This window comes from Pseudomonas sp. B1(2018) (genome assembly GCF_003097365.1).
GTDB lineage: Bacteria > Pseudomonadota > Gammaproteobacteria > Pseudomonadales > Pseudomonadaceae > Aquipseudomonas > Aquipseudomonas laurylsulfatiphila.
Genome location: NZ_PYUK01000005.1, coordinates 296,354 through 310,665, shown reverse-complemented (window position 1 = coordinate 310,665; position 14,312 = coordinate 296,354). Strand labels below are relative to the sequence as shown.

Sequence of the window (14,312 nt, the reverse complement as noted above, 5' to 3'; positions counted from 1 at the left end):
AAAATAGTTGCCATGGAATGCACATGAATGACCTTCAGACACCGCTAAATCCCCAGCCTGCGCCTCTGCGCGAAACACTGCAGTCTGTGGTGAGCGCGGCTTTACCGCAGTCTCCCGAGCAGTTCGGTGCGCAGTTGATCAAGGAGGAATGGGGGCAAGACATCGACCCGCAAACCGCGCTGTTGGTCACCCTGGATTACCGCTACCGCGGGCACCCGCCGCAGGACGGCGTCGAGCAAGGTCAGGTGGCAAGCAGCCAAACCCTGGTCCAGGCGTTGCTGGAGAACTATCAGACCGTCGGCGACGGGCGCTTCGCCGAAAGCGCGTTCGGCTTGTACACACCACCCGATGTCGGCCCGTCCATTCGCATCGTGGAGCATGTCGATGAGTTCGCCGACCACGGCAATGGCAACCACCATACCTACGAAGGCATCTATCGCCGGACCACGCCCCAGGTGTATGGGCCGGCAACGCAAATTGCCCTCAGGCCGGCGGCGTTCAAACAGTGGGTGTGGGAGCTGGATTTGCAAACTCGCTATCAGGCCTACCTTGATCGCACCTGGCCCTCCGACAAGCGAATCGTCCAGGCGGCGCCTTACGACCTGAGAACCTCGGCCAAGGCCGCCTTTATCATGAGCGCCTGCCTGCAACACCAGGAGGGCAGTTTGAGTCAGGAGGGCCTGGCCCTTGCCATGCAGGCCGCCGGCTTGCCAGCGGGGCAGGCGTGGAGTGCGTTGACCCTCGATCAGCTCCAGGCGCCGACGCGTGTCGGCGCGCCGATCGAGGCCGGTCGGCTGACGATCTATCGCTACACGTCGGACGATATCTGGTGTTATCGCCACCGTCACAGCGGCCGGGTCCTGCTGAATATCCCGGGCAACTCCTCACCCTTGCATGAATTTGCCGACTGGCGGCACCTGCGCCAATGGATCGTGGCCCAGGGCCGGGTGCCGGCCACACGCCAGGCGCTGCTCGCGCATTTTACCGAGGACGATAGGGAAGACGGCACCTTCCATGCGGGTGTGTCGACCGCGCTGGAGGGCATGGCGGTTTACCCGAACGAACACTGGCTGAAAAGGAGCGCCGGGCTCTTCAACGACGACGGTTTCTGGGACCCGCAGGATTACATCGATCTTGAGCGCGCTCCCTCCGGCACCGATCCGTTCGCGCAACTGGTGCTGACCATGAAGCAGGCCTCGATGGCCAGCGTCAAAACCATCCGTGACGATGCCCAGGTCAATCGCGACAACCTGAGCGCGGTGGTGGAGCCGCTGGTGCGCTGGATCAACCGGTTGGGGCCATTGGCATTGTTCATTCCGGGAGGCGAGGGCGTCCTGGTGCTGGCCGGCCTGATCGACGCCGGTTATGGCCTTGATCAGGCCATCAACGGCAAGACACCGGAGCAGCGCTCCGAGGGTGTGACGCGCAGCGTGTTCGGCTTGCTCAATGCGCTCCCGCTGGTCGGGGCCGTGGTGGCACTCAAGGGCGAAGAAAAAATCGCCGGAATTCTGCACGAGCCCGGAGAGCCCGCGAGTGAGCCGCATCCCGGTACGCTGGCCAAGCCCGTAGCCGGATCGATTCCGGCGCCGGTGTCGACCCGCGTAGCGCTGTTGCGTGAGGTTTGCGCACCCCATGATGCCTTCACTGATGAGGTACTGGGGCAGATCGCCCGGGTCAGCACGGTCGACGACGATATGCTGCGCCTGATGCAGGCAGGTCGACCGCCAACGCCGTTGCTGGCCGATACCATCACGCGCTTCAAGCTCGATCAGGAACTCGAAGGCGTCACCGATGCGCAAGCGCGGGCCGGATTGTTCAACGCCCGCTATCAGGCGCTCCAGCACTCGGAGCAGGAATGGGTTCGCCTGTTTCAGCGCGAATACCCCGGATTGCCGAAAGGCGCCGTGGAGCAAATCCTCGACCGTTCGGGAGTCGACATCCATCGGCCCTTCGACGCTGACGAGGCGCTGCAATTGCTCAAGCGACTGGACAACAAATCGCGAGACTACCAACAGCATGTACGACTCAACCGGGCCTATGAAGGCTTGTACTTGCGTTCGGTCCAGTACCCCGACACCGATGTCCTGGCATTGCACTCCCTGCAGCGCCTGCCCGACTGGCCGCAAGGCCTGCGCATCGAGGTACTCGACGGGGCAATCAGTGGCCGTGTCCTCGACCGCTGCGGTCCGCTCGATTCCACGGATTGCCGGCGTTTGATCAAGGTCGGCGAGCGCTATCGATACACCGCGGTGGCGGCTAACGACGGCGAGGGTTCGGAACTGTTTACCGCGCTGGTCGACCTCTTGTCCGTGGAGGAACGTACGGCGATGTCGCTTGACTCGCCGGATGCTGCCAGCGCGTTGCGGTTGCGCATTGGCGGTCATGCCTTGGCCCGTTCCGAGTTGATACTGGGCTTGAATCGAATGGATTCGCGGTTGCCTTTCGAAGCCGGGGGATTGCGCGGTGGCGGCTTCCCGAACACGCCACAGGCAGCAGCGCTGACCCATGGAGTCATGCGTCTGCAGGTCAAGGATCTGTATCCGGATTTCACCGATGCTCAGGCGGATGAATTGCTGTTTGAGGCGGGTGCCGGGGCTCAGGCTCTGGTGGATCGCCTGATAGCACAGATGCAGCAGTTGCATGCCGATCTGCGCCAGTGGATCGACCAGTCCGTGCTGGATGCCGATGACATGGACATCGATTTTCTGTCCGTTGGCGATGATGAAGCAGAGGGAATGACCCTGGGGCAGGTGGCGGCGCACAATGTCCAACTGCTGCAAACCGTGATCGATTACGAGCGTGAAACTCGAACCGAGTTGGGCGATGAGCTGATGAGCATCTGGCAAAAATGCCCGCCCCGGATCAATAGAGTGATGTCGGGTGAGGCGTTCTCCGGGTACAGGCTGGACCTGGCTTTCGAGGACTACCATCGGTTGCCGACGATGAACGTACGCTTCAATGAGGTCGTCGAGTTATCGATGCTGGGCCTGCACCTGATCGAGCGCGAAAGCCTGAGCGCCTTTCTCGAAAGTTTTCCGAACCTGCGTTCCCTGAACCTGGAGCGTGTCGACCTGCGTCGACTCAACGCAGACGGCGTACTGGAAGGTGTGTTGCCGCCACCGATTCGGCAAATGACCCGTCTCACTACGCTGAACCTGAGTTCCACTCTGCTGCAGTTTCAGGAGAACACGGCTGCACAGTTTGGTGATCTGGTGAGCTTGCAAACGCTGGACCTGAGTGACAACCCCTTGACCGTCCCGCCCGTTGTCCTGGGGCTCAAGGAGTTGCGTGTATTGAACCTGAGAAACACCGGGATCAGTCGTTGCCCGGTGGGCATCGCCGATCAGCCGTACCTCACCTCGCTCGACTTGCGAGGCAACCGGATCAGCCGGGTTCCCCAGACGATACTGAATCAGGCGGTCTCCCGGGACCGGGTGAAGCTGTGGGGTAATCCGCTGACGGATGAAGATACCTTGCTGCGCCTGGTCGATCATCGCGAGCGTACCGGCATCAATCTGTGGCTGAGTGAACCGGGTGCCGATTACGGCAGTGCGACGCCCTGGCTGGAGGAGGGCGATGAAGGCGTGCGCGAGGCGCGGCAACAGATCTGGCAACGACTGGCCGTCAAGCCATCGGGCAGTGCATTGCTGCGGGTCATGGATGGATTGCGCCTGACGGCGGATTTCCAGGTCGGCTATCGGGCGCTGCAGGCGCGTGTGTGGCGCTTGCTGCACGAAGCGGATACGTCAGAAGAGTTGTGGGGCTGGTTGCGTCAGAGTGTCGAAACCCGGGTTGGCGATGCGCAAAACCCGTTCAGGATGTTCGTGGTGCTGGAAGAACGAGTCCGGTTATACCGTGACTGGGTCGCCATGGGGCGGCCGATTCCGCTGGTGGAACATCCGGTGTTCTAGCGTCAAGTATAAAACCCCTTGAACCCCGGGGCCGGGGTTCAAGGGGGGACGGTCAGCGGCGACGGAACAGCGGCAGCGGTTCGTCGGTCGCGGCCTGATAGGTCACCGAGAAGTCCTTGAGACCTTCAAGGGCTTCGTGCGGATCCTTGTCGGGGCGAATGGCGAACGCGTCGAAACCACAGCGATGCATGTAGAACAACTGGTCACGCAGCACGTCGCCAATGGCCCGCAGTTCACCCTTGAAGCCGTAGCGGTCACGCAGCAGGCGGGCGTTGGAGTAGTTGCGGCCATCGGTGAATGCCGGGAAGTTCAGGGCTATGACCTGGAACTGCGCGACGTCTTCACCGATCTCCTCGGCTTCTTCATCGGCGTCGAGCCAGATGCCCAGGCCGCCATCGCGGGCCAGGAGCATACGGCTGTGTTCGCGCCACAACTGCAACGGGACGATGTAGTCGTCGCAGTTGGTGATCTCGTCAATGCTGAAGTCCTTGGGCAGCAGGTGCCAGGTCTCGTCGACGACCTCGTTGTTCTTAATGATTCGCTGCATAGACACGCTCCTTGAAGAGGTCGATACCAATACGCTGATAGGTGTCGATGAAGCGTTCGTCTTCGGTACGTTGTTCGATGTACACGTCGATCAGCTTTTCGATCACGTCAGGCATGGCTTCCTGGGCAAAGGACGGGCCGAGGATCTTGCCCAGGCTGGCGTCACGGCTGGCGCTGCCGCCGAGGGAAACCTGATAGAACTCTTCGCCTTTCTTGTCCACCCCGAGGATGCCGATGTGGCCCACGTGGTGGTGGCCGCAAGCGTTCATGCAACCGGAGATGTTCAGGTCCAGCTCGCCGATGTCGAACAGGTAGTCCAGGTCGTCGAAACGGCGCTGGATCGATTCGGCGATCGGGATCGACTTGGCGTTGGCCAGGGAGCAGAAGTCGCCGCCCGGGCAGCAGATGATGTCGGTCAGCAAGCCGATGTTCGGCGTGGCGAAGCCTTGCTCGCGCAACTCGCCCCACAGGACGAACAGCTTGTCCTGCTCGACGTCGGCCAGAATGATGTTCTGCTCGTGGGAGGTACGCAGTTGACCGAAGCTGTAACGCTCGGCCAGGTCGGCCACGGCGTCGAGCTGTTTGTCGGTGATGTCGCCCGGTGCAACGCCGGTAGGCTTGAGGGACAAGGTCACGGCCACGTAGCCCGGTTTCTTGTGGGCCAGGGTGTTGCGTGCGCGCCAGCGGGCGAAGCCCGGGTGCTGCAGGTCGAGCTCGGCCAGGGCAGCGGTCTGGTTGTCCAGCGCCTTGTAGTCCGGGTCGACGAAGTGTTTGGCGACGCGCTGCACTTCGGCTTCGGTCAGCGTGGTCTGGCCACCGCGCAGGTGCTCCATTTCCGCGTCGACTTTCTGCGCGAAGACTTCAGGCGTCAGCGCTTTGACCAGGATCTTGATCCGCGCCTTGTACTTGTTGTCACGACGGCCATAGCGGTTGTAGACCCGCAGGATGGCGTCGAGGTAGCTCAACAGGTCTTGCCATGGCAGGAACTCGTTGATGAATGCCCCCACCACCGGCGTACGGCCCAGGCCACCACCGACCAGCACACGGAAGCCCAGTTCGCCAGCGGCGTTGTGCACCGGCTCAAGGCCGATGTCATGGACTTCGATGGCGGCGCGGTCGGAAGTCGAACCGTTGACGGCGATCTTGAACTTGCGCGGAAGGTAGGCGAATTCCGGGTGGAAAGTCGTCCACTGGCGCACGATCTCGCACCATGGGCGCGGGTCGATCAGTTCGTCGGCGGCGACACCGGCAAACTGGTCGGTGGTGACGTTGCGCAGGCAGTTGCCGCTGGTCTGGATCGCGTGCATCTGCACGGTGGCCAGTTCAGCGAGAATGTCCGGAATGTCTTCCACGGCCGGCCAGTTGAACTGCACGTTCTGCCGGGTACTGATGTGGGCGTAGCCCTTGTCGTAGTCCCGGGCGATTTTGGCCATCATTCGCATTTGCCGCGAAGTCAGTTGGCCGTAAGGCACGGCGACTCGCAACATAGGCGCGAAACGCTGGATGTAAAGGCCATTTTGCAGGCGCAGGGGGCGGAATTCTTCTTCGCTCAGCTCGCCTGCCAGATAGCGTCGGGTCTGATCACGGAACTGCTTGACGCGGTCCTCGATGATCCGCTGATCGTATTCGTCGTATACGTACATATAAGTCCTGTTCTCAGGCTTGGGCCGGTCGGAAACAGCGGCGTTTTTTGGCTGGCTGGCGTCCGATAAAACCTCGGCAATTCTGCGCGCACGGCCGCGCACTCCCTACGGAGCCGGGGCAAGATACCAGTTTGCAGTTATGCGTAAAAGTGATGTTTGAGCATATGTAAAGAACCAAATCGCCTAATGAGAATCGTTGTTGCAAAGACCCTGTTTGTGATGCGGGCAATCGTCGTCTTTACTCTGCTCGAGTCTTTATGCAATCACCGATAAAACCGACAAGAGGCGATGCAATGAGCAACCCAACCAAAGCACGGAAAAGCGATAGCACCGTAGATGCCTGGGCAATCTTGTTCCTGATCATTCTGGTCGTGGGGACGGCGGTTTTCTGGGTCAGCCACCAATAAACGACCCGTCCGGGCCCGGTTCCGACGATTGTCCGACAAAAACCGGAAAAATCGCCGTTTTACGGACCTTCGCTGGCTATAATGCGCGGCGAATTTCCGGGGGCTCGGACGACCAATGTTGAAGTTTCTGTATGGCGTATTGCTGACGCTGGGCATGGTCGTGGGACCTTGTGCCCAAGCGGCGTCAGTGCTGTTCCTGAATCCGGGAACCCCAACGGAAGCGTTCTGGGCGAGTTACTCGCAGTTCATGCAGGCTGCGGCGACGGACCTGGGGATGGACTTGCGTATCCAGTATTCCGACCGCGTCTCCGAAAACACCATCCGCCAGGCTCGTGAAGCCCTTCAGGGCGACCATCGTCCCGACTACCTGGTCTTCGTCAACGAGCAATACATCGCCCCCGAGGTCCTGCGGCTGGCCAAAGGCAGCGGGGTAAAGCTGTTCATGGTCAACAACGCCCTGACGGCCGATCAGATGAAACTGATTGGCGCGCGGCCTGACAAGTATCCCGATCTGCTGGGCAGCCTGGTGCCCAATGACGAAGAGGGCGGCTACCTGATGCTCAAGGAACTGATCCGGCAGCACGGCCCGGTGGCCCCCGGCCAGACGATTGAACTGCTGGCCTTTTCCGGTTTGAAGATCACCCCCTCCGCGCAATATCGCGAGAAAGGCCTGCGGCGCGCCTTGGCCGAGCACCCGGAGGTGCGTTTGCGCCAGTTGGTGTACGGCGGCTGGACCCGGCAACGTGCCTACGAGCAGGCCAGGTTGTTGTTCAAGCGCTACCCGCAGACGACGCTGGTCTGGGCCGCGAACGACGAGATGGCGTTCGGTGTGATGCAGGCGTATGTCGAGGCCGGCGGTGAGCCAGGCAAAGGCGTGTTGTTCGGCGCGATCAACAATTCACCCGCGGCGTTGCAGGCACTGCTGGACCGTCGCCTGAGTGTTTTGCTGGGCGGGCACTTCAGTCTGGGTGGCTGGGCGCTGGTGCAATTGCATGACTACGATGAAGGCGTGGACATCAGCCAGTACGGCGGCCGTGACCGCCAGATTCCGTTGCTGCAGCTGATCGACCGGGCACAGGCCAGACGACTGCTGGCGATGGGCGCCACGCAGGACTTCGGTGTGGATTTTCACAAACTTTCGGCCAAGGGGCGTCCCGCGTCCTGGCGTTACCCGTTCACCCTGCAAACCCTGATGCACTGAGCCGCGTCAAACCCCGGCCAGCAGTAGCACCAGCTTGACGATGCCGAACAGCGTCAAGGCGAACACCACCGTGAACAGGATCCCCAGAATCACGAAATGGCTGGGCTTGCCGTGCGTGAAATCACGGGCCCGGTTCTTCCCGCTCTGCACCCCGAACGCCGCCGCCATGACGCTGTGCAGCATTTGCCAGAAGCTCGGCGGCTTGTTGTCGGCCGGATCGTCCATAAAACCCTCGCCACGAATGTGTGTGAGGCAAGCATAGACAAATCACAGCATGCACAAAACAAATGTGGGAGCGAGCTTGCTCGCGATGAGGCCGTAACAGTCGATATCCATGCGACTGTCAGTCCGCCATCGCGAGCAAGCTCGCTCCCACAGAGGTATGTGTTGGCCACAATATCGTGGCCAATAGAGCCGCTTAGTTGTCGTAACCCAGGTTCGGCGCCAGCCAGCGTTCGGTCACGCTCAACTCCTGGCCTTTGCGCGAGGTGTAGCTCTGCACCTGATCCTTGTCGACCTTGCCCACGGCAAAGTACTGTGCCTGCGGGTGAGCGAAGTACCAGCCGCTGACCGCTGCTGCCGGGAACATGGCGTAGTGTTCGGTGAGGAACACGCCGCTGCGGCCGGCGCGCATTTCCTCGGCCTCTGGATCGAGCAGGGCGAACAATTGGGCTTTTTCGGTGTGATCCGGGCAGGCCGGGTAGCCCGGTGCCGGACGGATGCCGGTGTATTGCTCCTTGATCAGCGCTTCGTTATCCAGCACTTCATCCTTGGCGTAGCCCCAATAGTCTTTACGCACCTGCTGGTGCAGCCATTCGGCGCACGCTTCGGCCAGGCGGTCCGCCAGGGCCTTGACCATGATCGAGTTGTAGTCGTCGCCAGCGTCCTGGTAGGCCTTGGCCACCTCTTCGGCGCCGATGCCGGCGGTGGTGATGAAACCACCCACGTAGTCGGTCACTTCACTGTCCTTTGGCGCAACGAAGTCGGCCAGGGAGAAGTTCGGCTTGCCATCGGTCTTGATGATCTGCTGGCGCAGGTGGTGCAGCTTGGCCATTGGCTTGCCGTCATCGCCATAGAGTTCGATGTCGTCGTCATGCACCTGGTTGGCCGGCCAGAAACCGAACACGGCACGGGCGCTGATCAGCTTCTCGTCGATCAACTTGCGCAGCATTTCCCTTGCATCGTTGTACAGCGAGGTGGCGGCTTCACCGACCACTTCGTCCTGGAGGATGCGCGGGAACTTGCCGGCCAGGTCCCAGGATATGAAGAACGGCGTCCAGTCGATGTACTCGGCCAGCACGTTGAGGTCAATGTTGTCCAGCACCCGCGTGCCGGTGAAAGTCGGTTTGACCGGCGTGTAGCTCGCCCAGTCGAACTGTGGTTTCTTGGCGATGGCCGCGCCATAGCTCAGGCGTTCGGTGCGGGCGCTGCGGTTGGACGTGCGCTCGCGAACCTCGATGTAGTCCTGGCGGGTTTTCTCGACGAAACCGGCCTTGAGTTCCTTGGACAGCAGCTGGGTCGCCACGCCCACGGCGCGGGAGGCATCGGTGACATAGATCACCGCATCGTTGCTGTACTTCGGCTCGATTTTCACCGCCGTGTGCGCCTTGGAGGTGGTGGCGCCACCGATCATCAACGGCAGGTGGAAGTCCTGGCGCTGCATTTCGCGGGCGACATGGACCATCTCATCCAGCGACGGGGTGATCAGGCCTGACAGGCCGATGATGTCGCACTTCTGCTCCTTGGCCACCTGGAGGATTTTCTCCGCCGGGACCATCACGCCGAGGTCGACGATGTCATAGCCGTTGCAGCCCAGCACCACGCCGACGATGTTCTTGCCGATGTCGTGCACGTCGCCTTTCACGGTCGCCATGAGGATCTTGCCCTTGGCTTCCGGCTTGTCGCCTTTTTCCAGTTCGATGAACGGGATCAGGTGCGCCACGGCCTGTTTCATCACGCGAGCGGATTTCACCACCTGGGGCAGGAACATTTTGCCGGCACCGAACAGGTCGCCGACGATGTTCATGCCGGCCATCAACGGGCCTTCGATCACTTCGATCGGGCGAGCGAAGGACTGGCGCGATTCTTCGGTGTCTTCGACGATGTGGGTGGTAATGCCTTTGACCAGTGCGTGTTCCAGACGCTTGTTGACGTCCCAGTTGCGCCACTCTTCGGTCTCCGCTTCCTTGACGCTGCCGTCGCCCTTGTACTTGTCGGCGATGGCGAGGAGGGCGTCGGTGCCTTCCGGGGTGCGGTTGAGGATCACGTCTTCGACGGCGTCGCGCAGTTCCATCGGGATCTGGTCGTAGATCTCCAGTTGCCCGGCGTTGACGATACCCATGGTCAGCCCGGCGCGAATGGCGTACAGCAGGAACACCGAGTGGATCGCCTCACGCACCGGGTTGTTGCCGCGGAACGAGAACGACACGTTGGACACGCCACCGGAAGTCAGCGCGTACGGCAGCTCGTCACGGATGTAGGCACAGGCGTTGATGAAATCGACGGCGTAGTTGTTGTGCTCTTCGATGCCGGTGGCCACGGCGAAGATGTTCGGGTCGAAGATGATGTCTTCCGGCGGGAAGTCCACTTCGTTGACCAGGATGTCGTAGGAGCGTTTGCAGATTTCCTTCTTGCGCGCTTCGGTGTCGGCCTGGCCGGCCTCGTCGAAGGCCATCACCACCACCGCGGCGCCATAGCGCTTGCACAGTTTGGCGTGGTGAATGAACTGCTCGACGCCTTCTTTCATGCTGATCGAGTTGACGATGCCCTTGCCCTGGATGCATTTCAGGCCGGCTTCGATCACTTCCCACTTCGAGGAGTCGATCATGATCGGTACGCGGGATATGTCCGGTTCGCCGGCAATCAGATTGAGGAAGGTCACCATGGCCTTCTTCGAATCGAGCATCCCTTCGTCCATGTTGATGTCGATCACCTGGGCGCCGGCTTCGACCTGCTGCAGGGCGACTTCCAGGGCTTCGGTGTAGTTGTCCTCGCGGATCAGCCGGGCGAACTTGGCGGAACCGGTGATGTTGGTGCGCTCGCCGACGTTGACGAACAGCGAGCTGCGATCGATGGTGAAGGGTTCCAGGCCCGAGAGGCGGCAAGCCTTGGGGATGTCCGGGATCTGGCGCGGCGCATAACCGGCCACGGCCTTGGCGATGGCTTCGATGTGGCCCGGCGTGGTGCCGCAGCAGCCACCGACAATGTTGAGGAAGCCGCTTTGAGCGAACTCTTCGATGACCTTGGCGGTTTGCGACGGCAGTTCGTCGTACTCGCCGAACTCGTTCGGCAGGCCGGCGTTCGGGTGCGCCGAGACGTGGGTGCCTGCCTTGTTCGACAGCTCTTCGAGGTAGGGGCGCAACTCGCTGGCGCCGAGGGCGCAGTTCAGGCCAACGGAAATCGGCTTGGCGTGGGCCACGGAGTTCCAGAAGGCTTCAGTGGTCTGGCCCGACAGGGTGCGGCCCGAGGCGTCGGTGATGGTGCCGGAAATCATGATCGGCAGTTCGACGCCCAGCTCTTCGAACACGCCCTGTACGGCGAAGATCGCGGCCTTGGCGTTGAGGGTGTCGAAGATGGTTTCGATCAGGATCAGGTCGGCGCCACCCTCGATCAGGCCTTTGGTGGATTCGGTGTAGTTTTCCACCAGCTCATCGAAGGTCACGTTGCGGTAGCCGGGGTTGTTCACGTCCGGGGACAACGAGCAGGTGCGACTCGTAGGCCCGAGCACGCCGGCGACGAAGCGCGGCTTGTCCGGGGTTTCCAGAGTCTTGGCGTCGGCGACCTTGCGTGCCAGGCGAGCGCCTTCTACGTTTAATTCATACGCCAGGCCCTGCATGCCGTAGTCGGCCAGGGAGATCTGGGTAGCGTTGAAGGTGTTGGTTTCCAGAATGTCGGCGCCCGCGTCGAGGTAGGCTTTCTCGATGCCGCCAATCACGTCCGGGCGCGTGAGTACCAACAGGTCGTTGTTGCCTTTGACATCGCTCGGCCAGTCAGCGAAGCGTTTGCCACGGTAATCCTGCTCTTCGAGCTTGTAGCTCTGGATCATCGTGCCCATACCGCCATCGAGAATCAGGATGCGCTCTTTGAGGGCGTGCTTGAGAGCTTGAAGGCGAACGCTGCGATCGGACATTTGGACTACTCGGTAAGGCCATGACGAAGGGCCGGGATGATAGCAAACCTGTGCGCTTTTAGAGCATGACTCGGTTTTGCATGAATATCGTTCATGTTGGTAAGGATGACAGACCGGTAGAATCGCGGCGTTTTTTCAGGATCCAGGACCAGGGACATGTCTTATCGCTTCGTCATCAGCAGTGTGTTGATGCTTTTAAGCTGGGGCGCTGCGGCGCAAAGTCCGGCGAATTCCTCTGCCATTTCCTACAGTCGAGACATTCAACCGATCTTCACTGAAAAGTGCGTGGCCTGCCACGCCTGCAACGACGCCGCCTGTCAGCTCAACCTGGGCAGCGGCGAGGGCGCGGCACGCGGCGCGACGAAAGTCCCGGTTTACGACGGTGATCGCACCAAGGCGGTGGCGCCGACGCGGTTGTTTCTGGACGCCTCCGGAAAAGCCGCCTGGCAGCAAAAGGGCTTCTTTTCGGTGCTCGATGCCCAGGGTAGCCAGGCCGGATTGATGGCGCGGATGCTGGAACTGGGCCACAACAACCCCTTGCAACCCAACGCCAGGCTGCCCCAAGACATCGTCCTGGGCCTGAACCGGGAGAACATGTGTGCCATGCCCGCGCAGTTCGATGGCTACGCCGCTTCGCACCCGAAGGAAGGCATGCCGCTGGCGGTAACCGGCCTGACCGACCAGCAGTACCAGACGCTGCAACGCTGGCTGGCCGCAGGCGCACCTATCGATCAACAGGCCCTGGCCCCGAGTGCGAAGGAAGCGCAGCAAGTGATCCAGTGGGAAAACCTGCTCAATTCGCCGGGCGCCCGGCAAAGCCTGGTGGGACGCTGGCTGTATGAACACTGGTTCCTCGCCCATCTTTACTTCAAGGAGGGTGAGCCCGGGCATTTCTTCCAGTGGGTGCGTTCGCGCACGCCGACCGGCCAGCCGATTGACCTGATCAATACCCGGCGCCCCAACGATGATCCGGGCACGGAGTTTTACTACCGTTTGTGGCCGGTGCAGGGCGTGATCGTGCACAAGACCCACATCTCCTATCCCTTGAGTGCGGCGAAGCTGGCGCGGGTCAAATCCCTGTTCTACAGCGGCAACTGGGAGGTCAATGCATTGCCGGGCTACGGGCCGCAGAGCCGGGCCAACCCCTTTGCCACCTTCGAAGCGATTCCGGCCCAGGCGCGCTATCAGTTCATGCTCGATAACGCCGAGTACTTCGTGCGCACCTTTATCCGAGGGCCAGTGTGTCGTGGGCAGATCGCCACGGACGTGATTCGCGATAACTTCTGGGCGCTGTTCCAGGCACCTGAACATGACCTCTACATCACCGACCCGAACTATCGCGGGCAAGCCACGCCCTTGTTGGCGATGCCGGGGCAGAATGATGATGTCGGCAGCGTCCTGACCCTGTGGCATGACTACCGCGACAAACGCAACGAATACGAGGCCCTGCGCCGCGACAGTTACGCCGACGAGCCGGCACCGAGCTGGTCCACCCTGTGGGCCGGCAACGACAACGCACTGCTGAGCATCTTTCGCCATTTCGACAGCGCCTCGGTGACCAAAGGCCTGATCGGCGAAGTGCCGCAGACGATGTGGCTGTTCGACTATCCGCTGCTGGAGCGCACCTACTATCAACTGGCAGTCAATTTCGACGTGTTCGGCAACGTGTCCCATCAGGCCCAGACGCGCCTGTATTTCGACCTGATCCGTAACGGCGCCGAGCAGAATTTCCTGCGCCTGATGCCCGCCGATTCGCGGGAGGGCTACCTCGACGACTGGTATCAGAACAGCGGCAAATTCAAGATGTGGCTGGACTACGAGTCCATCGACGATGACAAACCGACAGCGCTCAAGCTTGATCCGCAGGATCCCAAGCGCGATTTCGCCCAGCAATTGCTGGCTCGTTATGGCGACCTCAATGCCAGGCCCGACCCGATCAACCGCTGCGACGGCGCCTACTGCTCGCGGCCGAACATCGATCCGGACCTGCAAAATGCCGAGCAGGTGTTGAGCCGCCTGACTTCGCGTCCGGCGGCGGGGTTGAAAGTGATTGATCAACTGTCGGAAGCGACCATGCTGCGTATCGAAACCGGTAGCGGCAAGCGTGAGGTCTACAGCCTGCTGCGCAACCGGGCCCACAGTAACGTGGCGTTCCTGCTCGGCGAATCGCTGCGCTATCAGCCGGGGCTCGATACCCTGACGATTTTCCCGGGTGTGCTCAGCAGCTACCCGAATTTCATGTTCAACATTCCGGCCGGGCAAGTGCCGGCATTTGTAGATGCGATGGAAAACGCCAAGGATAGCGACAGCTTTGAGAAAATCGTCGAACGTTGGGGAATACGGCGCAGTCATCCGCAATTCTGGCAGTATTTCCATGACCTGAGCCGCTACATCCAGGAGACCGATCCGGTGGAAGAGGGCGTGCTGGACATGAACCGCTACGAGAACCTCTGACCACTCACCGAACCCTTGTGT

Annotated in this window: 7 protein-coding genes; 3 read left to right on the top strand and 4 right to left on the bottom strand. The window is 61.1% G+C overall.

Annotated features, from left to right (window positions below):
• Window positions 1-23 precede the first annotated feature (23 nt).
• Window positions 24-3,911: a dermonecrotic toxin domain-containing protein gene (locus C9422_RS10575; RefSeq protein ID WP_116580623.1), complete on the top strand. Its 3,888-nt coding sequence runs from the start codon at window positions 24-26 to the stop codon at window positions 3,909-3,911.
• A gap of 52 nt (window positions 3,912-3,963) precedes the next feature.
• Here the strand turns inward: C9422_RS10575 and C9422_RS10570 are convergent, their stop codons facing one another.
• Together C9422_RS10570 and C9422_RS10565 are read right to left on the bottom strand one after the other, a co-directional pair.
• A complete protein-coding gene (locus C9422_RS10570) occupies window positions 3,964-4,458 on the bottom strand; it encodes a DUF934 domain-containing protein (protein ID WP_007976503.1) in 495 nt (164 codons plus the stop codon).
• The gene (locus C9422_RS10565; RefSeq protein ID WP_116580622.1) at window positions 4,442-6,100 is read right to left on the bottom strand and encodes a nitrite/sulfite reductase; all 1,659 of its coding nucleotides are present in this window, start codon (window positions 6,098-6,100) and stop codon (window positions 4,442-4,444) included. Before C9422_RS10565 ends, C9422_RS10570 begins: the two co-directional genes overlap by 17 nt.
• 522 nt (window positions 6,101-6,622) lie before the next feature.
• Here C9422_RS10565 and C9422_RS10560 point away from each other — a divergent pair.
• A complete protein-coding gene (locus C9422_RS10560; protein ID WP_116580621.1) occupies window positions 6,623-7,708 on the top strand; it encodes an ABC transporter substrate-binding protein in 1,086 nt (361 codons plus the stop codon).
• A gap of 6 nt (window positions 7,709-7,714) precedes the next feature.
• Here the strand turns inward: C9422_RS10560 and C9422_RS10555 are convergent, their stop codons facing one another.
• The gene (locus C9422_RS10555; protein WP_007980782.1) at window positions 7,715-7,933 is read right to left on the bottom strand and encodes a DUF2970 domain-containing protein; all 219 of its coding nucleotides are present in this window, start codon (window positions 7,931-7,933) and stop codon (window positions 7,715-7,717) included.
• 193 nt (window positions 7,934-8,126) lie between these two features.
• The gene (gene metH, locus C9422_RS10550) at window positions 8,127-11,837 is read right to left on the bottom strand and encodes a methionine synthase (RefSeq protein ID WP_116580620.1); all 3,711 of its coding nucleotides are present in this window, start codon (window positions 11,835-11,837) and stop codon (window positions 8,127-8,129) included.
• A gap of 156 nt (window positions 11,838-11,993) precedes the next feature.
• Between metH and C9422_RS10545 the strand changes: the two genes are divergently transcribed.
• A complete protein-coding gene (locus C9422_RS10545; protein ID WP_116580619.1) occupies window positions 11,994-14,291 on the top strand; it encodes a fatty acid cis/trans isomerase in 2,298 nt (765 codons plus the stop codon).
• Window positions 14,292-14,312 lie beyond the last annotated feature (21 nt).